Annotated in this window: 25 protein-coding genes, 1 tRNA gene and 2 pseudogenes; 24 read left to right on the top strand and 4 right to left on the bottom strand. The window is 70.6% G+C overall.

The genetic code is table 11. The annotated features are described in order from the left end of the window. Window positions 1-2: 2 nt before the first annotated feature. Both G6W55_RS10315 and G6W55_RS10310 read left to right on the top strand, forming a co-directional pair. On the top strand, window positions 3-389 hold the full coding sequence (locus G6W55_RS10315; protein WP_309243669.1) for a GntR family transcriptional regulator: 387 nt from the start codon (window positions 3-5) through the stop codon (window positions 387-389). Continuing rightward, the gene (locus G6W55_RS10310) at window positions 386-952 is read left to right on the top strand and encodes an HD domain-containing protein (protein WP_309243668.1); all 567 of its coding nucleotides are present in this window, start codon (window positions 386-388) and stop codon (window positions 950-952) included. The genes G6W55_RS10315 and G6W55_RS10310 overlap by 4 nt, the downstream gene beginning before the upstream one ends. Here the strand turns inward: G6W55_RS10310 and G6W55_RS10305 are convergent. Together G6W55_RS10305 and G6W55_RS10300 are read right to left on the bottom strand one after the other, a co-directional pair. Continuing rightward, window positions 940-1,413: an NUDIX domain-containing protein gene (locus G6W55_RS10305; protein WP_175520479.1), complete on the bottom strand. Its 474-nt coding sequence runs from the start codon at window positions 1,411-1,413 to the stop codon at window positions 940-942. The genes G6W55_RS10310 and G6W55_RS10305 overlap by 13 nt on opposite strands. Before the next feature lie 2 nt (window positions 1,414-1,415). Next, a complete protein-coding gene (locus G6W55_RS10300; protein ID WP_175520478.1) occupies window positions 1,416-2,183 on the bottom strand; it encodes a helix-turn-helix domain-containing protein in 768 nt (255 codons plus the stop codon). Window positions 2,184-2,633: 450 nt separating this feature from the next. Between G6W55_RS10300 and G6W55_RS10295 the strand changes: the two genes are divergently transcribed. From G6W55_RS10295 to G6W55_RS10220, 16 genes are all read left to right on the top strand, one after another. Beyond that, on the top strand, window positions 2,634-2,924 hold the full coding sequence (locus G6W55_RS10295; protein ID WP_175520518.1) for a hypothetical protein: 291 nt from the start codon (window positions 2,634-2,636) through the stop codon (window positions 2,922-2,924). Continuing rightward, entirely contained in the window at window positions 2,921-4,039 is a 1,119-nt protein-coding gene (locus tag G6W55_RS10290) for a conjugal transfer protein (protein WP_175520477.1), read from the top strand. Before G6W55_RS10295 ends, G6W55_RS10290 begins: the two co-directional genes overlap by 4 nt. Window positions 4,040-4,127: 88 nt before the next feature. Further along, window positions 4,128-4,469 (top strand): RRQRL motif-containing zinc-binding protein, encoded by a 342-nt coding sequence (locus tag G6W55_RS10285; protein WP_175520476.1) that lies wholly within the window; start codon window positions 4,128-4,130, stop codon window positions 4,467-4,469. 139 nt (window positions 4,470-4,608) lie between these two features. Then, window positions 4,609-6,840 carry a cell division protein FtsK gene (locus G6W55_RS10280; protein ID WP_175520475.1) on the top strand — a complete coding sequence of 744 codons (2,232 nt, stop codon included), beginning with the start codon at window positions 4,609-4,611 and terminating at the stop codon, window positions 6,838-6,840. A gap of 141 nt (window positions 6,841-6,981) precedes the next feature. Then, window positions 6,982-7,233 carry a hypothetical protein gene (locus tag G6W55_RS10275; RefSeq protein ID WP_175520474.1) on the top strand — a complete coding sequence of 84 codons (252 nt, stop codon included), beginning with the start codon at window positions 6,982-6,984 and terminating at the stop codon, window positions 7,231-7,233. Window positions 7,234-7,257: 24 nt separating this feature from the next. After that, the gene (locus G6W55_RS10270; protein ID WP_175520473.1) at window positions 7,258-7,512 is read left to right on the top strand and encodes a hypothetical protein; all 255 of its coding nucleotides are present in this window, start codon (window positions 7,258-7,260) and stop codon (window positions 7,510-7,512) included. Between the two features lie 15 nt (window positions 7,513-7,527). Continuing rightward, window positions 7,528-7,722, top strand: coding sequence for a hypothetical protein (locus G6W55_RS10265; RefSeq protein ID WP_175520472.1), 195 nt, complete (start codon window positions 7,528-7,530; stop codon window positions 7,720-7,722). A 20-nt stretch (window positions 7,723-7,742) separates the two neighbouring features. Continuing rightward, window positions 7,743-8,210: a hypothetical protein gene (locus tag G6W55_RS10260; RefSeq protein ID WP_175520471.1), complete on the top strand. Its 468-nt coding sequence runs from the start codon at window positions 7,743-7,745 to the stop codon at window positions 8,208-8,210. A gap of 16 nt (window positions 8,211-8,226) precedes the next feature. After that, entirely contained in the window at window positions 8,227-8,517 is a 291-nt protein-coding gene (locus G6W55_RS10255) for a hypothetical protein (protein WP_175520470.1), read from the top strand. A gap of 17 nt (window positions 8,518-8,534) precedes the next feature. Beyond that, window positions 8,535-8,765: a hypothetical protein gene (locus tag G6W55_RS10250; RefSeq protein WP_175520469.1), complete on the top strand. Its 231-nt coding sequence runs from the start codon at window positions 8,535-8,537 to the stop codon at window positions 8,763-8,765. A gap of 200 nt (window positions 8,766-8,965) precedes the next feature. Beyond that, window positions 8,966-9,568, top strand: a complete 603-nt coding sequence (locus tag G6W55_RS10245) for an SAM-dependent methyltransferase (RefSeq protein ID WP_254876178.1) — start codon at window positions 8,966-8,968, stop codon at window positions 9,566-9,568. After that, window positions 9,565-10,443: a bifunctional DNA primase/polymerase gene (locus tag G6W55_RS10240; protein ID WP_175520468.1), complete on the top strand. Its 879-nt coding sequence runs from the start codon at window positions 9,565-9,567 to the stop codon at window positions 10,441-10,443. Before G6W55_RS10245 ends, G6W55_RS10240 begins: the two co-directional genes overlap by 4 nt. 110 nt (window positions 10,444-10,553) lie before the next feature. Then, window positions 10,554-10,763, top strand: coding sequence for a hypothetical protein (locus tag G6W55_RS10235; RefSeq protein ID WP_254876169.1), 210 nt, complete (start codon window positions 10,554-10,556; stop codon window positions 10,761-10,763). After that, window positions 10,760-12,307, top strand: a complete 1,548-nt coding sequence (locus tag G6W55_RS10230) for a YfjI family protein (RefSeq protein WP_217686715.1) — start codon at window positions 10,760-10,762, stop codon at window positions 12,305-12,307. Before G6W55_RS10235 ends, G6W55_RS10230 begins: the two co-directional genes overlap by 4 nt. Window positions 12,308-12,651: 344 nt before the next feature. Beyond that, complete coding sequence (locus tag G6W55_RS10225) at window positions 12,652-12,870, top strand: excisionase family DNA-binding protein (protein ID WP_175520467.1); 219 nt, start codon at window positions 12,652-12,654, stop codon at window positions 12,868-12,870. An 84-nt stretch (window positions 12,871-12,954) separates the two neighbouring features. Beyond that, window positions 12,955-14,232 carry a tyrosine-type recombinase/integrase gene (locus G6W55_RS10220; RefSeq protein WP_175520466.1) on the top strand — a complete coding sequence of 426 codons (1,278 nt, stop codon included), beginning with the start codon at window positions 12,955-12,957 and terminating at the stop codon, window positions 14,230-14,232. An 80-nt stretch (window positions 14,233-14,312) separates the two neighbouring features. On the opposite strand, the gene G6W55_RS10215 is transcribed toward G6W55_RS10220, so the two are convergent. Then, window positions 14,313-14,384, bottom strand: a tRNA-Cys gene (locus G6W55_RS10215). A gap of 212 nt (window positions 14,385-14,596) precedes the next feature. Between G6W55_RS10215 and G6W55_RS38555 the strand changes: the two are divergent. Beyond that, window positions 14,597-14,881: pseudogene (locus G6W55_RS38555) on the top strand (MFS transporter); the annotation flags it as partial. Window positions 14,882-14,907: 26 nt separating this feature from the next. Here the strand turns inward: G6W55_RS38555 and G6W55_RS10210 are convergent. Next, window positions 14,908-15,066, bottom strand: a complete 159-nt coding sequence (locus G6W55_RS10210; RefSeq protein ID WP_030309782.1) for an Arc family DNA-binding protein — start codon at window positions 15,064-15,066, stop codon at window positions 14,908-14,910. Between the two features lie 50 nt (window positions 15,067-15,116). On the opposite strand from G6W55_RS10210, the gene G6W55_RS10205 reads away from it, so the two are divergent. The 5 genes and pseudogenes from G6W55_RS10205 to G6W55_RS10185 all read left to right on the top strand — a co-directional run bounded on the left by G6W55_RS10205 (window position 15,117) and on the right by G6W55_RS10185 (window position 20,224). Continuing rightward, window positions 15,117-16,361: an RNA-guided endonuclease TnpB family protein gene (locus G6W55_RS10205; protein ID WP_175520465.1), complete on the top strand. Its 1,245-nt coding sequence runs from the start codon at window positions 15,117-15,119 to the stop codon at window positions 16,359-16,361. A gap of 18 nt (window positions 16,362-16,379) precedes the next feature. Then, window positions 16,380-17,612, top strand: a pseudogene (locus G6W55_RS10200) (MFS transporter); the annotation flags it as partial. 44 nt (window positions 17,613-17,656) lie between these two features. Beyond that, entirely contained in the window at window positions 17,657-17,878 is a 222-nt protein-coding gene (locus tag G6W55_RS10195) for a hypothetical protein (protein ID WP_175520463.1), read from the top strand. Window positions 17,879-17,880: 2 nt separating this feature from the next. After that, complete coding sequence (locus G6W55_RS10190) at window positions 17,881-18,282, top strand: type II toxin-antitoxin system death-on-curing family toxin (RefSeq protein ID WP_175520462.1); 402 nt, start codon at window positions 17,881-17,883, stop codon at window positions 18,280-18,282. 139 nt (window positions 18,283-18,421) lie between these two features. Beyond that, entirely contained in the window at window positions 18,422-20,224 is a 1,803-nt protein-coding gene (locus G6W55_RS10185; protein ID WP_175520461.1) for a DEAD/DEAH box helicase, read from the top strand. Window positions 20,225-20,361 lie beyond the last annotated feature (137 nt).

Genomic DNA, 20,361 nt, shown 5'->3' with positions numbered 1-20,361 from the left:
CCATGACAAGGTTGCCAGCTATTACGGACCTCATGGATGAGCACGGAGTCTCGCGCGGGGTTGTGCTTCGCGCTTTCAGCGTGCTGCGCAAGGACGGTGCCGCTGAGCCTGTGCCGGGCGGACGCTGGCGAGTGGTCAGGGAGGGACAGCGGACCGACCGCCGGCCCCTCGCCGAGCGGCTCACTGACGTCTTCGCGGATGACGGCCTTGAAGTCGGGGCAGCGTTCCCGAGTGCTTCCGCGCTGTGCGAGAGGTTCGGTGTCTCGCGCCCGACGGTCACCAAGGCGTTGGGGAAGCTGGAAGCCGCAGGATGGCTGTCCGAAGGGGGACAGGGCAAGCTACGTACCGTGCGGGCCCTGCCGAATCGAGAGGAGAGTTCCTCACTGTGACGGGACTGACAGAGTGGGCATACCCGCTCGCTGAATCGCTGCTTTCCGACCCACTGCCGCGCCGCTGGAAGCACTCGGTCGGAGTCGCCGAGCGCGCACGCACCATCGCGCCGATCCTCGGTGCGGACGCGGAGCTGTTGGAGGCGGCGGCGGTCCTGCACGACATCGGCTACGCGCCGGACCTCGCCAAGACGGGATTTCACCCGCTCGACGGGGCCCGCTACCTTCGCGACATCGCGCACGCCGACGAGCGGGTGGTGAACCTCGTGGCTCACCATTCCTGCTCATGGATGGAGGCAGATGCCCGGGGGCTGCGCGAGGAACTTGAGGGCGAATTTCCACGCGAGCACGCGCACCTCAATGACGCGCTGTGCTACTGCGACATGAACACGACCCCGGACGGGGTGCCCACCAATCCAGTGGACCGGATCAACGAGATTGCCGGCCGGTACGGGCCGGACAGCCTGATCGGGATGTTCATCCGCCGGGCTGAACCGGAGATCCTCGCGAGCACTTCACGCGTGCTCGAACGCGTCGCCGCCGGGAAGCGTCAGCCGACGTAAGGGGCTGTGCGGGTCCGGTCCATCGCGTGCTCGATCCGGAGCCGCATGGTCGGGTGGACGTCTAGCGTTGGCAGGTCCGATGGGGCGACCCATCGGACCTGCGTCGTCTCATTGCTCGTTCGCACCTCGCCCCCGACCGGACGCGCGCGGAAACAGATGCTGAACTGCTGCCGGACCTCGCCGTCGTCGTACTGCATCACGTGGCCAGGGTCGGTATAGATCCCGGACATGTCGACGACTTCCGCCTTGATTCCGGTCTCCTCCCAGACCTCGCGGACCACGGTGTCACTGATGGACTCGCCGACGTCGTGGCCACCGCCGGGCAGTGCCCACCGGCCGTTGTCGGACCGCTGGATCATCAGCACCTGTCCCGCGTCGTTCTGCACGAACGCAACGACGGACGGCACCACCGAGTTGGCTGGCGGGGCATCGGGGTCATGCAGGTAGTCAATGCGTCCCATGGTCAGGCTCCTGTGATGCTTGCGATGTCTTGATCTGTGATCGGCCGGGCGTTGTCCCAGGTGTGTTCGATGCTATTCGCGTACGTGTCGAACAGCCCGCCGCCGGGCAGACGGCGCAGATGCAGGACTGGGGCCATGTACGCGCCGATGCCGTAGACGTGGGGATTCACGAGCATCTCGTCATCGGACCGGTAGATGGAGTTGTAGAGCGTCGAATCGTGCAGCCGGACCCCGATGTCGGGATGACTCTTCATGAGCGGGCGGTAGTGCAGTAGGGCGTTCCGAATCTTGCCGCCCATGATCCGATGTCCCTCGTCTATGCCGCGCTGCTCGACCGCCGCACAGTCGGGGTCCCCGAGCAGGATGCGCACCTGGGTGCCTGCCTCAACCTTCGCCTTGGCGAGGTCATGAAAGACGGGGTCCTCGGACAGGAAGAGCCCGGAGTAGACGAGCACATCTACGTTCCGTTGGGCCCGCCCATAGATCTCTCGCCAGAGGCCGGACGGCACCGTGTGCCGATGCGGGTAGACCGTGACGATCTCAGCTTTCGTCAGGTCCGCCGCGCTCTCAACGGCCCGGTCGTCGTCCCACAGCGTTGTGACATCGACTTTGAGCGCTGCGGCAGTCGCGTACTGGTGTCGCCGATACGGAACCTTCCCCTTCGTGATCCAGCGTTCGACGGTCTTCGGGTTGACATCGATCTCTTCGGCCAGTGCCTGAACCGTCATGCCGCTGGCCAACAAGGCAGACCGCAAGCGTTCGTTGGACATCTGTACCCCCGGTGGGACGTCTAGGGACCTCTTGAAGGTACTCAGATGCCCTTGAGGTGTCCACGTATGGGGTGACCAAGTCCCCTGACCTGGGGCGATTCTGATGGTGCGCCAAGAAGTCCCGGCGCGAAGCCAAGAGGTTCCGTCGCTGTACTTGACGGGACCCCATGCAGTACCTGTAAAACAGGTACTGCAACGACGTCCGGAGGAAAGCCCGAGGGGGTGAGTACGAAGGCAGCGTGTGTTCCTTGAGAACTCAACAGAGTGCTTTGAGCGATCGGCCCCGGCATCCAGCCGTGAGGGCGCGAGATCGAATCTCGCCCGGGGCACTGGCCTGCCGCTTCCTGCGGTGACGGCCCTCAAAGGCCGGTGCGGCGTTCTCCCGGACAAGGACAACGCGCCGCCCGGTCTTCCTCCCGACGTAGCAATGAGGAGAGATCCATCATGCGTATGCGCACGTTCGTCGCCGGCCAGGAAGCGCACGGCGACTTCGAGTTCGCGGAACTGGCGCTCGGTGTCGACGTCGACCTGTTCCGGGGCCCGCTGGAGTCCGAGACGGACGACGAGCGGGCCGCCCGTGAGGACGCGGCCCGTGACGTCCTCGCCGACCTGCGGGCGGAGGCGGAGGCCGGTGACGAGATCGCCGGTTGGGACGCCCTGTACGCCGACGCGCTGACCCGCACGGTGCCGTTCCTGCGGTCCGTTCGCGGCCTGCGGGCGGGGACGGGGGAAGCGGCATGAACGAGACCCGCAAGCCTCTGACCAAGGTTCAGATCGGTGTGTTGTCGGCCGCGTTCGTGCCGATGCTCGCCACGGGCGTGGTCGGCGGTATCGGCACCTACAGCAACATCGGCCACGCCTACGGCTCCGGCACCGCGCTCGGTGCGCTCGGTGCCGGCGAGGGCGCGACGGCCGTGCTCGCCCTGGTTCTTCTGGGGCTGACCATGCTGGGCCAGTCCTCGCCCCCCGTCGTACGGGCCGGGCTGTGGCTGCTGCCGGCCGCCGCGTCCGTCATGGCCGCGATGGCCGCCCCCGACCCGGGCCGCACGGTCGTCTACGCGCTGACCCCGCTGGGCATGTCCGTCTCGGCGGAGGGCATGGCGTTCCTCGCCCGCCGGATCGTCGTCCACACCGACGGCCGCGACGCCGAGAACGAGCGGCGCACCGCCGACATCGTCCAGGCCCTCGCCTACCACCGGGCCCGCGCCGCCCACCACCCGAGCGATCGGGTCAAGAAGTGGTCGGAGCGCAAGTCGTGGCGCCTCGCCCGCAAGGTCGGGGTCGGGGATGTCGCGCTCGGATCGAGGCTGCTGGACGTGCAGCGCACCCGGATCACCGACGGTGCGGACGCGGCCCTCGCCTCGATGTTCGGCACGGCCGCCCTCGATCCCTCCCCGATCTCAAATGCGGAGGAATCGACTGAAAGCAGTCGAGAACGGTCTACCTCTGACCTGCCCGTATCGACCCCGGCCACGGTCGTCCTGACGCGGCTCACGGTCCCCGACCCGGCGCCGGTGACCCTCGGCAAGTCGGGCGGCGGCATGAAGCCGATGCCCGCCGTCGCCCCGATCGTGCAGCCGGTCCCGATCGCCCCCGCGCCCGCCCGCTCGGTCCCGGCGGCGTCGACCGCGCCGCGTCGGGCGACGGGCCGTGTCCCGGTCGCCGCCAAGTCGACCCGCACCCGCCGCACCCCCGACCAACTCATGGCGGAAGCACGCAAGGCCATGGCCGGTCTCCCGGACGCTCAGGTGACCGGGGAGGGCATCCGCCGGGCCCTGCGCACCTCGCCGGCGAACGCCCGCATGCTGCGTGACGCCCTGCTCGCCGAGCGCGCCGCCGGGGCGGTGACGCCGTGAGCATCCTCGCCGCGCTGTTACCGGCCGTGCCGCCGGTCATCGGGTGGGCGGTGCACGTCCGGTGGCTGCACGGACGGCGCGGGGTGGCATGAGCACGCTGCCGGTCTTCCGGTGGCACCTCGCCCCGGACGGCTACGCCACCCGCCGTCAGCTTCGGGCCCGCGACCTGCGGCCCGGTGGGCAGGGGGTGGCTGCTCAGCTCGAACGGCCCCGGCGGCGGGGCCGCCCGCCGCTGGTCGCCTACCTGTACCGCATCGACCTCGCCCGCCCGGTGCGTCCGATGACCCCGGCAAAGTGGGCGGCCCTCGCCAAGGCAAATGCCGCCCGCCGCCGGTGCCCCGAGTGCGGCCGGGACGCCGGGTACGTCATCCCGCCCACGCTCGGATCCTGTGTGACCTGCGCATACCCCGAAGAACAGCGCACTGCCTGAATCGCACATCTGCACGGGGACCGGAATCCGGTCACCGGCTTTCCTCTGCCGCATCGACGATCGCAACCCGGGTCCGGCCGCCCGACCTTCCACAGCAAGCCGGCCGGACCCTTCGACTCCACAAGGGAGTAGGTACATCGTGACCGAGACCACCACCTTCACGCCCGCCGGGGACCCGGAGGGCACCGAGCGGCCGGCGGCCGACGTGCTGCCGTTCCCGCTGAAGAAGACCACCACCCCCGCCCCGGCCGCCCCGCGTGAGGGCGAGGCCAAGCCGGGGGAGTGGGACGCCGAACTCCCCGACACCGACGACCCGGAGGCCGACGGCCTGAGCGAGGGCGCCCCGGTCGACCCGCTGCGCGAGGTCTACCCGCCGTCGGTGGCGGAGTGGATGGAGGCCAAGGACAAGGCCCGTCTGCCGGTGCTGCCGGACTGGGTGAAGCTGCCTGACCAGCGCGCGGCCGTGCGCAAGTGGGCCGTCCGGCACTACTCGGCCGTGGCGGGCTATCACGCGCTCCGTCTGCCGCTGGTCTACACGCCGAAGATCTGCATGTACTCCCCGCGCGGCGCGTGGCGGTGGTCGACCGCGATCGGCCGGTGGGTGTCCGACGCGGAGGGCAAGCCCCTGCGCCTGGCCGCCGTGGCGGAGGAGAACGCGGCCGACTACCTGAAGCTGTCCCGGCAGCGCAACGACCGCGTCCGGCTGCGGGGGATCGTCGCCACCGTGGGCGGGTTCGTCGGCCTCGCAGCCGCGCTCACCCTCTACGTCATGGCGCCGTCGTGGCTGCTCATGCTCGCCGTGGCCACCCTGACGACCACCCTCGGTGTGGCGGGTGCGCCGGCGGACCGGCCGCTGATCGACCTGGCCAAGGTGACGTTCCGCAAGCGCAAGCTGTCTTCCGACATCGTCATCCGCGCGCACGAGGTGGCCGGGCTGACCAGCAAGGACCAGACGATCGCGTTCCCGCGCCCGATCGGGCGGGACGGCGACGGGTGGCGGGTGGTCGTGGACCTGCCGTACGGCAAGACGTTCGAGGACGCGATGAAGGCTCACGCCCGTCTCGCGTCCGGCATGGACATCGCTCCTACTCAGCTCTTCCTGGACAAGGACGAGACGAGCGGGCGGCGGGTGTCGTACTGGATCGCCGACCGTGACCCGCTCGCCGTGCCGTCGGGCAGGTCGCCGCTGCTGGGGGCGACGCGGGTGGACTTCTGGAAGCCGTTCCCGTGGGGTGTCGACGAGCGCGGCAACCCGGTCATGGCCACGATGTTGTGGCTGTCGCTGCTGGTCGGTGCCGTGCCGCGTCAGGGCAAGACGTTCTCCGCCCGCACGATCGCGCTGGCCGCCGCGCTGGACCCGTACGTGCGCCTGTACGTGTTCGACGGGAAGGCGTCGCCGGACTGGCGCACGTTTGCCAAGGTCGCCCACCGCATCGGGTTCGGCATCGTGCCGAAGAACGGGGTCGACCCGGTTCAGCATCTGCTGACCTCGCTGCGGGAGTTGAAGGCGGACGTCGAGGACCGCTATCACCGGCTGTCCGAACTGCCGCTGCACGTCTGCCCGGAGGGCAAGCTGACCCCGGAGATCAGCCGGGACAAGAAGCTGAACATGCCGCTCACGCTGTTCGTGGTCGATGAGGTGCAGGAGTACCTGACCCACCCCGAGCACGGCAAGGAGATCCTGTCGCTGATGGTCTACCTCGCCCGCGTCGCGCCGGCGGTCGGTGTCTCGGTGATGACGGCGACGCAGAAGCCGGACGACAAGGCGTGCCCGTCGGAGTTGCGTGACCAGCATCAGGCCCGGTTCGCGCTGCGGGTCGGTGCCTACCAGGTGTCGGACACCATCCTCGGCGCCGGCTCGTACTCGGAGGGTCTGGACGCGTCCAAGCTGCTGAAGTCCCACAAGGGCGTCGGTCTGCTCAAGGGCATGTCCGACGACTCCGGGATCGTGCGGACCTACCTCGCCGACGGCCGCGACGCCGACCGCATCCTGACCCGCGCCGCCGCCCTGCGCGAGGCCGAAGGGACCCTGTCCGGCGACGCGGTGGGCGAGGCCCCGGCCCCGGAGACGTCCACGACGATCCTGGACGACGTCGCGGCCGTGCTCGGCAAGGGCGAGGCCAAGGTGTGGTCCGAGACGATCGTGGACCGGCTTGCCGACCTGCGTCCGGACGTCTACGGCCCGTGGGCCGCGCTGGACGCCAAGCCCAAGGCCGAAGCGCTCACCGCCGCGCTCAAGCCGTACGGCATCGGCACCGTGCAGATCAGCCGGCGCATCGACGGCGAGGGACAGGTCAACAAGCGCGGCATCAAGCGCGACGACCTCGCCACCGCGATTACGCAGCGCAACAACAAGCGGGACGCCGAATAGGCCTCGCAGCCCGCTACCGGTAGCGCTGGACGTCGCTACCGGTAGCGACCCCGCTAGCGACCAAAACGGCACCTGATCAGGTCGCTAGCGTCTAGCGGCCGACCTGCGGAAACCCCTCGAAACCCCTCTGAGAGGCCCCTGATGAGCCTTGCTCTGCTCGCTTCCGCCTGCCTGTTCATCATCACGCTCGGTTACATCGTCAAGTGCTGGCTGAGCCCGTTCGGGGACTGCCGCAAGTGCGACGGCATGGGCCACGGCTTCAAGACCGACCGCAAGGGCAAGACCCGGCGCGGCAAGGACTGCCGCCGCTGCGACGCGACCGGCAAGCGCATACGCGTCGGCCGCTGGATCTACAACCGCGCCGCGCGCACCTACCGCGCCGGCACCCGCTGACCATCCGGCCGAAGGAGTGCCGCCATGTGCAAGTCCCTTGCGGCTGCCGCCGCGACCGTCGGTGCCGTGGTGGCCCTGACCGCGTGCAGCCCGGACTACACCCCCGGCCCTGCCGGGACCGTGAGCGACCGCAACGCCGCCTACTTCAAGTCCGGCGGCTGGCACTACCGGCTGACCGTCACCACGAACGACGGCCGACGCCACGACTTCCGCGTCACCCGCGACGACTACAAGCACTGCTTCCACGGCTCCGCCTACCCCGCCTGCACACACCGCTGACCCCCCGGAGGTCCCGTGACGCTCACCATCCCGCTCGTGCTGCTGCTCGCCGTCGTCGTCGCGCTGCTGCTGCGCTCCAGGGCCGTCGGCGCGGGGGCGGCCGTCGCCGTCGCGCTCTTCGGCTTCTACCTCGCCGACACCGGCGCGGCCGACACCGTCACCCAGATCGTCACCGCCCTCACCGACGCCCTCAACGACGCCGGCCGCTGAACCGAAGGGAGACACCCGCCATGAACGAACCCACCCCGTACGACCGCACGACGGGTAACGAGACGACGGCCGTGCACGTCCACACCCCCACCCCCCTCACCCCCACGCACACCGCCCCGCTCGTGCCCGTGCAGCCGGGCACCGTCCCGGCCGTGGCGAGCGTCGTCCTCCCGGATGGCCGGGTCGTCACCGGTTACGCGGTCACCCCCGCGCAGCCCGAACCGGTCGTCGCCAAGCCGGTCGTCTCGCGGGCGGCGGTGAACGTCGCCCTCGGAGGCATCGGGTTCCTCGCCGTCTGCGGCGGACTGCTGCTGCTCACCACCTTCATCACCGCCCTGACCGCGCTCATCACCCAGCTCATCACCCTGGCCGCCGTCGTCTTCGGCGGATGGATCGCCGTGCAGATCTTCAGCAGCAACCGGCACGGCACCGGGACCACGGTCAACATCCGCAAGGCCGTCATCAAGCGGAACAAGTTCTACGGCTGACAGGAGACAGACACCCATGCTCAGGCTGCGTATCCGGCTCACCGCGCTGCCCCGCACCGCGCTGATCCTCACCGACACGCCCCGCCCGGACTGCCGTACCTGTGAGGGCTTCGGTGGGATCGAGCACGACTACGGCGACTACGAGACCGGCGAGTGGGCCGGTATCGAGTGGGAGTTCTGCGGCTGCTGGACGCCGTGGGCCGTGACCCTGCTGCCGCTCCCGCGCCGGCCCCGGTGGCTGCGCCGCCGTGACAGCGGCCGTGACCCGTGGGCGCCCGGCGGCTACAGCAACGAACCGCCCTTCTGACCCCGACGGGAGGCCCCGTGCCCTACCGCGACAACGACCCCATCTCTGACGGACCGCTCGGCAACGCCCCGTTCGGCTACTCGCCCGAGTCCTTGCAGCGCGAGGCCCTCTACGCCGAACTCGCCGACGCGGGCGTCGAACTCGGCACGTACGACCGGCTCATCGTCGACTGGATCGCCCACTGGGACTACCCCACCGTGGCCACCATCGCGAGCCTGATCCGCCGCGCCGGCCGCACCCCGAACTAGCTACGCCCGAGGGCGGCGGCTCCCGGACAAGGACAACCCGCCGCCCTCGGTCTCCGTATCCCGACGTTGCAGAACAGGAGACCTACAGCATGACCGAACTGCGCGTTTTCGGCGAGGGCCCCTCGGTCCCGGCCACCCGATCGGGGCGAGCGTCCCGGCCGCGTCTGCTGGACGCGTTCTGCTGCCAGGGCGGGGCCGCGATGGGCTACCACCTCGCCGGGTTCGACGTCACCGGCGTCGACCTCGCCCCGCAGCCCCGCTACCCCTTCACCTTCGTGCAGGCGGACGCGGTCGCCTTCATCCGCGAGCACGGCGCAGAGTTCGACTTCATCCACACCTCGCCGCCGTGCCAGCACGACAGCGACTGCCAGCGCATCCAGGGCAACACCCACCCCGACCTGATCGCCCCCACCCGCGCCGCGCTGGAGTCCACCGGCCGCCCGTGGGTCATCGAGAACGTACGCGGCGCGCTGCCCAAGCTGCGCCGTCCTGTGCTGCTGTGCGGGCCCATGTTCGCTCTGGAGACCTACCGCCACCGCTACTTCGAAGCCGGCGGACGCCTCCAGCTCCCGCAGCTCCCGCACCCCGCCCACGCCACACCTCAGGCCAAGATGGGCCGCCCCGTCCCGCCCGGCCACTTCGGGCAGTTCATCGGCAACTTCTCTGGGGTCGCCCTCGCCCGCCGGGTGATGGGCGTGGACTGGATGAACCGCGACGGCATCCGCGAGTGCATCCCGCCCGCCTACACCGAGTGGATCGGCCGGGGTTTCCTCGCGGCCCTCGCCCTGAGGCAGGCGGCATGACCGTGACGCCTGAACCCCTGCGGGCCGCCCTCGCCCTCGCGGCGGCCGGTGTCCCGGTCCTGCCCCTGCGGGCGGGCAAGGTCCCGTTCGGCAACTGCCCCTCCTGCACGGGCCGCCCGCCCCGGTGCGGCGGGCGGCCCAACATGAAGGCGGCGGGCCCCTGCGGGTGCCCCGCGCCGTGCCACGCATGGGCCGCCGCGACCACCGACCCGCACGTGATCGCCTCGCCCGTGTGGTCGCCGGTGTGGCGTGAGGCCGTGTCGGTTGCCTACCACCCCGGCGGGGCCGGGCTGACGGTCGTCGACCTGGACAACGCGGCGGCCGTCGCATGGGCCCGCGAGACTCTGCCCGCCACCCGCACGGTGCCGACGACGCGGGGCGAGCACTGGATCTACCGGGGCGCCATGCCGTCGTCGAATGCGGTCCGCCCCGGCGTCGACATCAAGTCAGCCATGCAGTACGCCCGTTGGCTCGGTCCCGGGACCGGCCGCATGGCTGTTCTCCCGGCGGCCGTGCGCGCCCTGCTGGTGAAGGAAGACACCACCCCCGCCCCGGGGGAGGTGGCATCTTCCCTCCCCGCCCCGTGGGGCCGGTCGGTGGCCACCGGGTGCCGCCACACCGAGCGCTACGTCCGCACCGGCTTGGAACGCGGCCTCGCCCTCGTGCGTGCCCGCATCGAATCCGGCGCCGGATCACAGGCGTTCGGCGTCGCCCGGTTCCTCGCCGCCCAGCACACCGCGTGCCCCGGACCGTGCGGCCTCGCCGCGCTCGGCGAGGAGATCGTGACGGCCGCCGTCTCGGTGGGCGTCCCGGAGGCCTACGCCCGCCGCGCGGTCGCCAACGGCCTTGAGACGGCTGTGGAGCGTGCGGCATGAACAAAGCATCCCGAACCCCTGCGAACGGCCCTCAGGGCGCCGTACAGAGCCCGCCACGGCCGACCGTGGGCGAACCGAAGGCCGCCGCCCGCAAGGGCGTCCTTTCTGCCGTGGGCTCTGACCCGCACACGGTCACCGTCACCGGCATCACCCCGGGGCTTCAGCTCCAGTGCGAGGGCGTACCCGTCGCGGACTGGCTGTGCGCGTGCGGGCATCACGAACGCGCCCGGGGCCGTGCCGCCGTCATCGCGCTGCAAGCCCGCGTCGTCGTCGGCATCTGCCCGCACACCACCACCGCCGAAGGGAGGGCGGCATCATGACTCCACAGCCTGTGGACAACGACCTGTGGGCCGGACTGCCCACCCTGGACGAACCGCCGGGCGAGGACGACGCGGCACCGGACGTGTGGGAGGACCCCATTCCCCTCACCGGCCGCCGCGAGCGCCCCACGTTCCCCGCCCACGTCCTGCCCACCTGGCTGGGGGAGTTCGTGGCGGCCGTCGCGGAGGAGACACAGACCCCGGTGGACCTTGCAGGGTCGGTCGCCCTCGCCGTGCTCGCCACGGCGGCCGGCGGCCGGTCCGTGGTCCACGTACGCGGCAACTGGCGCGAGCCCACCAACCTCTACACCGTGGTCGCGCTCCCGCCCGCCAACCGCAAGTCGGCCGTCTTCGCGCTGCTGACCGACCCCCTGTATGAGGCTGAGAAACAGCTCAAGACCGCCATGCAGCCCGTGATCGTGGAGGCGGAGCTGACGGCGAGGCTGGCCAAGGAAGCGGCGGACAAGGCCGCCGCCAAGGCCGCGTCCGCCGACACGGACAAGCGGCAAGAGATGGTGGCGACCGCCGTCGGCCTCGCACAGACCGCCGACACGCTCACCGTCCCCGCCGAACCGGTGCTGCTGGCGGACGACTCGACACCCGAGACGGTCACCTCGCTCATGGCGGAGCAGGGCGGCCGGCTGTCGGTGATGAGCGCGGAGGGCGGCATCTTCGACATCATCGCCGGCCGCTACTCCGGGGCCCCCAACATGGAAGTCTTCCTCAAGGGGCATGCCGGGGACCGGCTGAGGGTCAACCGGCAGACCCGCCGCGAGTACATCGACGCCCCCGCGCTGACCATCGGCCTCGCCGTACAGCCCGACGTCCTGCGCGACATCGGCAAGGTGAAGGGGTTCGAGGGACGCGGACTGCTCGCCCGCTTCCTGTACTCCCTCCCGGTCTCCACGGTCGGCGAACGCGCGATCATCACCGACCCGGTCCCCGAGCAGACGGCCGCCACCTACACCGCCCGGGTCATCGACCTCACCCTGTCTCTTGCGGAGTGGACCGACCCGGCCGTCATCCAGCTCACCCCGGAAGCGGACGCGGCCCTGATCGCCTATCAGAAGCGCATCGAACCGCAGCTCAAGGCGCGTGGCGGCAAGCTGGGCCACATCTCCAACTGGGCCGGAAAGCTTGCCGGGGCGACCGCCCGCATGGCCGCGCTGCTGCACCTCGCCGAGCACGGCGGCAACGGCTACGCCCACCCCGTCACCGAAGACACCATGCGCGCGGCGATCGAGTTGGGGGAGTACTACACCGCTCACGCCCTCGCGGTGTTCGACGTCATGGGCGCCGACCCGGTCCTTTCCCGGGCCCGCAGCGTGCTGGAGGCCGTGAGGGGCAACCGGTGGGAGGACGTCAGCCGGCGGGACGTGTTCACGGTCCTGTCCCGCAGCGAGGTGCCCACCGTCGCCGACCTGGAACCCGCCCTCGCGCTGCTGGAAGACCACGGATACCTGCGGTCCTACCAGCCCGAGCGCACCGGCAAGCGAGGACGCCCACCCGCGCCCCGCCTCCTCGTCCACCCCGCACTGCGGTAGGGGACACCCCGGCCGCGCCCTGAACCCCTCCCGCACAAACCGCAAAATCGCAAAAACCCCCGGACACCCCCGCTGACCTGCGGCGGGACCCTGAGCCCCCGGCGGCGAGGGGCCCGCCGCACAATCCCGCGATATTCCGCAAAAAACCGAGCACCACCCCGGCCGCCGGGACCGCCCACCGGCCGCCCCTGATTTTTGCGGAATATCGCGGATTTCTGCGGAGCACCACCCACAGCCACCCGCACACCACATCACCGCAGGTCAGCGACCATCCCCGGCTTTTCTGCGGATTTTGCGGTTTGTGCGGCGGCACCCCCCTTGAACTCAGCCCCACGGAGTGAGCCTTGGACGAACACGCCACCCCCACCGACGACGACCCGACCCTCGTTTTCCTCAAGGTCGAAGAGGCCGCCCGCCGACTCCGCATCGGCCGGACCACATGCTTCGCGCTCATCCGCACCGGCGAACTGGAGTCCGTCATGGTCGGCGGTCTCCGCAGGGTCCCGGTCGACGCGCCGGCCGCGTACGCGGCCCGTCTCCGCACCGCCCACCGCGCCGCTTGACGACGTCCGGGGCGGCGGCGCTCCCGGACAGGACAACCCGCCGCCCCGGTTCCCATCCCGGCATCGAGAATCAGGAGTCTGCCTGTGGCAGAGGAACAGAAGCGCACCCGCCAGCCCAACGGCCGTAGCTCTATCTACCTGGGCAAAGACGGCAAGTGGCACGGTCGCGTCACGGTCGGCATCCGAGACGACGGCACGCCAGACCGGCGCCATGTCGAGCGGAAGACTCGCGCCGAAGTGACGGCCGCCGTACGTGAGTTGGAGAAGCAGCGCGACGCCAAGACGGTGCGGAAACCGGGCAAGGCGTGGACGGTCAAGACATGGCTGACGCACTGGATCGAGAACGTTGCGCCCCTCGCGGTCAACGACAACACGATGGTGGGGTACAGCGTCGCTGTGCGGAGGCACCTGATTCCCGGCTTGGGGGCTCACCGTCTCGACAGGCTGAAGCCCGAGCACATTGAGGTGTTCTACGCGAACATGCAGGCCAAGGGCAGCAAGCCCGGCACCGCCCACCAGGTTCATCGCACCTTCCGTACCGCCCTCAACGAAGCCGTACGGCGAGGGCATCTCGGCAAGAACCCGGTTCAGTTGGCCAAGGCTCCAAAGACCGGTGAGTACGAGGTGGAGCCTTACAGCGTCCAAGAGGTACAGCGGTTGCTCAAGGCCGCTGACCAGCATCGCAACTCCGCGCGGTGGGCCGTCGCTCTCGCCCTCGGACTGCGCCAGGGCGAGGTGTTGGGGCTGAAGTGGGAGGACGTGGACCTTGAGGGTGGGTTCCTCGTTGTCCGCCGTAGTCGCCACCGGCCGCAGTACGCCCACGGGTGCGCGAAGCCCTGCGGACGCAAGGCGGCCGGGTACTGCCCGGAGCGTCGGCGAACCAACCCGGAGTTGTCCGCCACCAAGTCCCGCGCCGGCCGTCGTGCGGTCGGTCTCCCCGAACAGCTTGTTGACCTACTCGGTGCGCACCTCAAGGCGCAGGAAGCGGAGCGGGAACGGGCCGGGAAGCGATGGGAGGACAACGGCCTTGTCTTCCCGGACGAGCACGGCCGTAGTCCATCCCACCGCCGGGACTGGGCCGAGTGGAAGGCTCTTCTGACAGAGGCAAAGGTCCGGGACGGGCGTTTGCACGATGCGCGCCACACGGCCGCGACGGTGCTGCTCATCCTCGGTGTCCCCGAGCGTGCCGTCATGGGGCTCATGGGGTGGTCGACGACCGCCATGGCCGCCCGGTATCAGCACATGGTCGACGCGGTACGGACGGACATCGCGAGGCAGGTCGACGGTCTGATCTGGAAGCCCGAGACGGACCGGCCGGACGGCGACGACGGCGCGGCCGGCGCCCTCGTACCGGCCAACTGAGACGGGAACTGAGACGGACGACCAAAAGGGCGGCACCCTCGGAGGGTGCCGCCCTTCTGTTTTCCCTGGTCATACACCAGAGGCCGTGGCGGGAATTGAACCCACGTACCTCGCTTTGCAGGCGAGTCCCTAAGCCACTCGGGCACACGGCCAAGTCCGTCCGGAGGCGGGGATGATCCCGCTCCGGACTTGGTGACTTGACCGTACGGGTGGGGTGGCGTGGGGCTCAAGGGCATCCGTGGGGGTGCAACGGGACTGCCATACGGCGTTCATGAAAGGGGGCCGGGTGTACGACCAAGGGCTGAGGGGCGGGACCTACTTTTGACAGGGGTCATTGTCAGTGGCGGACCTTACGCTGGCCGGCATGGCAGTCCAGGAACCGCGTCCGCGTGACATCGGCGTCACGGCAGCAGCCCCCGAGCACGGTGAGTCCGTGCTCGGGAAGTCGTTCAGGGCGCTCAGTGTCGGGATCGTGTCCGTCGTGCTACTGATTGCCTTCGAGGCCACGGCAGTAGGAACGGCAATGCCGGTCGCGGCCCGGGAGTTGGACGGGGTTTCTCTCTACGCCTTCGCCTTCTCCGGGTACTTCACCGGGTTCCTCCGAGGATGCCCCGGCGTTCATGCCGGGGAGGAATCGGACTCCTGCGGAGCAGGGCGGGGAAAGCCGAATCGCCGTCAGGGTGATTCGGCGTCTGCCACGGCGGCGTCGCGCTCGACCTCCAGCCGGTAGACGATCTCGGAGTTGAGGGACCTGCGGGCGGACCTGGCCTGAGCGGCCAGCCATTCGTGCAGGTCGGCGGGCAGACGGAGCGTGATGCGCTTCTCTTCATCCATGACTCCAGAGTAGTGGGTTTCAAGTGGCCATCCAGTGTTAGAGTGGTGTCATGGCGACACGAGAGAAGGTTTCGGGGGATGCCGGGCATGCCCGGTACACCTACCGGCTCCGTGTGTCGTCGACCGCCCGCGCGGGCCTGATGGCCGAGTGGGCGCGCTGCCGGTGGGTGTGGAACGAATGCGTGGCCATGTCCCGCAAGGTCCACACCGCGAACCGGGACGCGGCTGAGAAGGCGACGTGCGGTCCGGCGCAGCTCGACAAGATGCTGACCGAGGCCCGCACCGCGATGTCGTGGCTGCGCCAGGGCGCATCGGTGCCGCAGCAGCAGGCCATCCGCGACTTCGCGAAGTCCCGCGCCAAAGCACTGAAGGACATCAAGGCGAAGGTTCCGGTCGGGCAGCGCGCCGGGATGCCCCGCATCAGACGCAAGCGCGACGCGCTGCCCACCATGAACTACACCCGGCGCGGGTTCCGGCTGAAGGACGGCCGCCTCCACATCGCGGGCGGCGTCGCCCTGACCGTGGTGTGGTCCCGTGACCTCCCGGCCCCGCCCACCTCGGTGCGGGTCTACCAGGACAGCCTCGGGCACTGGTACGCGTCGTTCGTCGTCGCGACCGAGGTACAGCCCCTCCCGGAGACAGGCCGTGTGCTCGGTGTGGACTGGGGCGTCAAGGAGACCGCCACCACCACCTCGGACGCCCACGACCTCCCGCACGCCGAGCACGGGAAGAAGGCCGCGCAGCGCCTCGCCCGCTACCAGCGGATGATGGCCCGACGTCGCCCCGCGCGCGGACAAGCCGCGTCCAAGGGCTACCGCGAAGCGCAGGCACTGACCGCGAAGGTGCACAAGAAGGTCGCCCGGCAACGCCAGGACACCGCCCGCAAATGGGCCAAGTCCGTCGTCCGCGGCCACGACGCCATCGCCGTCGAGGACTTCCGGCCGAAGTTCCTCGCCAAGACCACCATGGCCCGTAAAGCCGCCGACGCGGCGATCAGCGCCACCAGGACGGCCCTTGTCGAGATGGGCCGCAAACACACACGGGACATCCGTCTCGTGCATCCCGCGCACACCACCATGGACTGCGCGCAGTGCGGAGCGAGAACCAAGCACGCACTTCCTCTTTCCGAACGTACCTACACCTGCACCGCGTGCGGAGCCGTCTCCCCCAGGGACAAGAACTCCGCCCGCGTGATGCTCGTCCGGGCTGGTCTCAACCCGGCTGGTGCTGATCGTGTAAGAGCCGGTGGACCGCTGGTCCCCAGCCGACGTGAGCCAGGAATCCCCGTCCTTTAGGGCGGGGAGGATGTCAACACCAGTCTCTTCGGCATGGTGCTCGCCGGGCAGTGGTCCGACCGGCGGGGGCCGCTCGGGCCGTTGGGCAGTGGGATCGCGGCCTTCGGGGCCGGGCTCGTGGTGGCGGGGACCGCCGGGGGCATGTGGGTGTTCATCCTCGGGCGGGCCGTGCAGGGGCTCGGCGGCGGGCTGGTCATCGTCGCGCTGTACGTCGTCGTCGGGCGGGCCTACCCCGAGCGGCTGCGGCCCGCGATCATGGCCGCGTTCGCCGCCTGCTGGGTGCTGCCGTCGGTCGTCGGACCCCTGGCCGCCGGGGCCGTCACCGAGCATCTCGGGTGGCGGTGGGTGTTCCTCGGGATACCGGTGCTGGTGGTGCTGCCGCTCGCCCTCGCGTTGCCTCAGATACGGGTGCGGGCCGGAGGCCCCGTCCCCGGCACCGTCGACTCCCGACCCCGGACCGACGGGCGGCGGCGGATCCGGCTCGCCCTCGGGATCTCCTGCGGGGCCGGGCTCCTCCAGTACGCCGCCCAGGACCTGCGGCCCCTCTCCGTGCTGCCCGGTGTCCTCGGGCTCGCCCTGCTCGTGCCCGCCGTGCTCGGGCTGCTGCCGCGCGGCACCTGGCGGGCCGCCCGCGGGCTGCCGTCCGTCGTGCTGCTGCGCGGTGTCGCCGCCGGGGCGTTCATCTCGGCCGAGTCCTTCGTGCCGTTGATGCTTGTCACCCAGCGCGGGCTGAGCCCCACGCTCGCCGGGTTCTCGCTCGCCGCGAGCGGAGCCACCTGGGCGCTGGGGTCCTGGGTGCAGTCCCGGCCGCGCGTGGAACCGTACCGGGAGCGGCTGATGACGTCCGGGATGGTGCTCGTCGCCCTCTCCATCGCCGCCGCGCCGGCCGTGCTCCTGCACTCCGTGCCGGTGTGGACCCTGGCCGTGGCCTGGGGGTTCGGCTGCTTCGGGATGGGGCTCGTGATCGCCTCCACCAGCGTGCTGCTGCTCCGGCTCTCCGCGCCGGAGGAGGCCGGCACGAACTCGGCCGCCCTCCAGATGTCCGACGGACTCGCGAACGTCCTGCTGCTGGCCGCCGGCGGTGCCGCCTTCGCCGCGCTGGGCGGCGGGGCCGTCGCCCACGCGGGCACCGCGGTCGAGGGAGCGTCGTCGTCCCATCCGGCCGCCTTCGCCGTCGTTTTCCTCCCGATGGCCGCCGTCGCCCTCTTCGGGGCCTGGGTGACCACCCGCGTCCACGAGCGACGGCAGTAGAAAATACCTGGCCAGGAGCCTTGTCCGTCTCCTAGCCTCGCCGCATGCGACAGCCCGCGCCGGTCACGGCCCCGCTCACCGTCCCCCTCGACCCGGCCCTGCGGCACGCCCTCGACGATCTCGCCGACGCCACCGGTCGCCGCCCCGAGGACATCGCGCGGGACGCCGTCGAGGCATGGGTGCGGGGCGAGGAGGCGCGGGTGCGGGCGGCCGCCGAGCGGCTCGCGCTGGCGCACGCCGGGCTGCTGCGGAAGCTGGGGGAGTGACCATGGCCGCCCCGACCAGGTTCCTCACGGTCTCCGAGGTGACGGACATCGCCCGCATCGCCTTCTCCGGGCCGGGCGACCCTGAAAACCCCGTCCCCGAGACCCGCGCCCCCTCCCTCCTCTCCTCCGCCGTCCACCGCCCCCGCGCCCGTATGTTCGGCACCGCCGCCTACACCGACCCCTACGAGCAGGCCGCCGCCCTGCTCCACGGGATCGCCGCGAACCACCCCCTCGTGGACGGCAACAAGCGTGCCGCCTGGCTCGCCGCCGCCACGTTTCTGGCGCTGCACGGTACGGATCTCGCCGCCTGTGACCAGGACGCGGCGTACGGCCTGGTCATTGACGTGGCCTCCGGGGCGGAGTCCGAGATCGCGGTGATCGCGGCGCGGCTGCGGGCGTTGTGACGTCAGTCCCACCCGGCGGCGACCCGGCCCCGTTCGCGCGATGACGGTGCCGGGCCGCCGGTAGGGTGGCCCGGTTGTCATACGTAGCCGAGTGATCAGCAGCGAGAACCGAGCCGCCCGACCCCCGAACCCGGAGACCGTGACTACCACCGCCGCAACCTCCACCTCCCACTCCCACCACCTCTCGCCCGCCTTCCCCGGCCGCGCCCCCTGGGGCACCGCCAGCAAACTGCGGGCCTGGCAGCAGGGGGCGATGGAGAAGTACATCCAGGAGCAGCCGCGCGACTTCCTCGCCGTCGCCACCCCCGGCGCCGGCAAGACGACCTTCGCGCTCACCCTCGCCTCCTGGCTGCTGCACCACCACGTCGTGCAGCAGGTGACCGTGGTCGCGCCGACCGAGCACCTGAAGAAGCAGTGGGCGGACGCGGCGGCGCGGATAGGGATCAAGCTCGACCCGGAGTACAGCGCGGGACCGCTCGGCAAGGACTACCACGGCGTCGCCGTGACCTACGCCGGCGTCGGCGTCCGCCCGATGCTGCACCGCAACCGCAGCGAGCAGCGCAAGACGCTCGTCATCCTCGACGAGATCCACCACGCCGGTGACTCCAAGTCATGGGGCGAGGCGTGCCTGGAGGCGTTCGAGCCGGCCACCCGGCGGCTCGCGCTCACCGGTACGCCGTTCAGGTCCGACACCAACCCGATCCCCTTCGTGGCGTACGAGGAGGGCGCGGACGGCATCCGGCGCTCCTCCGCCGACTACACCTACGGCTACGGCTCGGCGCTCGCCGACCATGTCGTGCGGCCGGTCATCTTCCTCTCCTACAGCGGCAACATGCGCTGGCGCACCAAGGCCGGCGACGAGATCGCCGCGCGGCTCGGCGAGCCGATGACGAAGGACGCCGTCAGCCAGGCGTGGCGTACGGCGCTGGATCCGCGCGGCGAGTGGATGCCGAGCGTGCTGCGCGCCGCCGACCAGCGGCTCACGGAGGTCCGCAAGGCCGTCCCGGACGCCGGGGCCCTCGTCATCGCCTCCGACCAGGAGTCGGCCCGCGCCTACGCCAAGCTGATCCGTGAGATCACCGGGTCGAAGGCCACGCTCGTGCTGTCCGACGACGCCGGCGCGTCCGGCCGGATCGACGAGTTCAGCGCCGGCAACGACCGGTGGATGGTCGCCGTACGGATGGTGTCCGAGGGCGTCGACGTGCCGCGCCTCGCGGTCGGCGTGTACGCCACCACCATCTCGACGCCGCTGTTCTTCGCGCAGGCCGTCGGGCGTTTCGTGCGGTCGCGGCGGCGCGGCGAGACCGCGTCCGTGTTCCTGCCGACCATCCCCGACCTGCTGACCTTCGCCAACGAGATGGAGGTCGAGCGCGACCACGCCCTCGACAAGCCGAAGAAGGACGGCGAGGAGGACCCCTACGCCGAGGAGGACAAGCTCCTCGCGGAGGCGGAGAAGGAGCAGGACGAGGACACCGGCGAACAGGAGCAGTTCGCCTTCGAGGCGCTGGAGTCCGAGGCCGTCTTCGACCGGGTCATGTACAACGGCGCCGAGTTCGGCATGCAGGCCCACCCGGGCAGCGAGGAGGAGCAGGACTACCTCGGCATCCCCGGGCTGCTCGAACCGGAGCAGGTGCAGTTGCTGCTCCAGAAGCGGCAGGCCAAGCAGATCGCGCACAGCCGCAAGAAGCCGGACGCGGAGGCCGACCTGCTGGAGCTGCCGGCCGAGCGACGGCCGGTCGTCTCGCACAAGGAGATGATGGAGCTGCGCAAGCAGCTCAACACGATGGTCGGCGCGTACGTCCACCAGAGCGGCAAGCCGCACGGGGTGATCCACACCGAGCTGCGCCGGGTGTGCGGCGGGCCGCCGAGCGCGGAGGCGACGGCCGGGCAGTTGCGACAGCGCATCGCCAAGGTGCAGGAGTGGGCGACCCGGATGAAGTGACGTCCGCGCGCACGCCGTACGCGGACGCCCTCCGCGCACGCCGTACGCGGACGTCGGTGGGGGCCAGGAAGGGGGCGCGCAGCCGCATGCTGCGCCCCGTACGTATCGGGACAAACACAGGAACTCCCTACCGGCCA

The sequence above is a fragment of the Streptomyces sp. CAI-85 genome (genome assembly GCF_013363615.1).
GTDB lineage: Bacteria > Actinomycetota > Actinomycetes > Streptomycetales > Streptomycetaceae > Streptomyces > Streptomyces antibioticus_B.
This window is presented reverse-complemented; position numbering and strand designations above follow the sequence as displayed.

Bases quoted from the DNA above. Each gene is read 5' to 3' on its own strand.
- G6W55_RS10300 (WP_175520478.1), bottom strand. From the start codon at position 2,183: ATGTCCAACGAACGCTTGCGGTCTGCCTTGTTGGCCAGCGGCATGACG.
- G6W55_RS10245 (WP_254876178.1), top strand. From the start codon at position 8,966: ATGGGCTACCACCTCGCCGGGTTCGACGTCACCGGCGTCGACCTCGCC.
- G6W55_RS10290 (WP_175520477.1), top strand. From the start codon at position 2,921: ATGAACGAGACCCGCAAGCCTCTGACCAAGGTTCAGATCGGTGTGTTG.
- G6W55_RS10190 (WP_175520462.1), top strand. From the start codon at position 17,881: ATGGCCGCCCCGACCAGGTTCCTCACGGTCTCCGAGGTGACGGACATC.
- G6W55_RS10275 (WP_175520474.1), top strand. From the start codon at position 6,982: ATGAGCCTTGCTCTGCTCGCTTCCGCCTGCCTGTTCATCATCACGCTC.
- G6W55_RS10195 (WP_175520463.1), top strand. From the start codon at position 17,657: ATGCGACAGCCCGCGCCGGTCACGGCCCCGCTCACCGTCCCCCTCGAC.
- G6W55_RS10240 (WP_175520468.1), top strand. From the start codon at position 9,565: ATGACCGTGACGCCTGAACCCCTGCGGGCCGCCCTCGCCCTCGCGGCG.
- G6W55_RS10205 (WP_175520465.1), top strand. From the start codon at position 15,117: ATGGCGACACGAGAGAAGGTTTCGGGGGATGCCGGGCATGCCCGGTAC.
- G6W55_RS10305 (WP_175520479.1), bottom strand. From the start codon at position 1,413: ATGGGACGCATTGACTACCTGCATGACCCCGATGCCCCGCCAGCCAAC.
- G6W55_RS10230 (WP_217686715.1), top strand. From the start codon at position 10,760: ATGACTCCACAGCCTGTGGACAACGACCTGTGGGCCGGACTGCCCACC.
- G6W55_RS10210 (WP_030309782.1), bottom strand. From the start codon at position 15,066: ATGGATGAAGAGAAGCGCATCACGCTCCGTCTGCCCGCCGACCTGCAC.
- G6W55_RS10270 (WP_175520473.1), top strand. From the start codon at position 7,258: ATGTGCAAGTCCCTTGCGGCTGCCGCCGCGACCGTCGGTGCCGTGGTG.
- G6W55_RS10260 (WP_175520471.1), top strand. From the start codon at position 7,743: ATGAACGAACCCACCCCGTACGACCGCACGACGGGTAACGAGACGACG.
- G6W55_RS10255 (WP_175520470.1), top strand. From the start codon at position 8,227: ATGCTCAGGCTGCGTATCCGGCTCACCGCGCTGCCCCGCACCGCGCTG.
- G6W55_RS10315 (WP_309243669.1), top strand. From the start codon at position 3: ATGACAAGGTTGCCAGCTATTACGGACCTCATGGATGAGCACGGAGTC.
- G6W55_RS10285 (WP_175520476.1), top strand. From the start codon at position 4,128: ATGAGCACGCTGCCGGTCTTCCGGTGGCACCTCGCCCCGGACGGCTAC.
- G6W55_RS10295 (WP_175520518.1), top strand. From the start codon at position 2,634: ATGCGCACGTTCGTCGCCGGCCAGGAAGCGCACGGCGACTTCGAGTTC.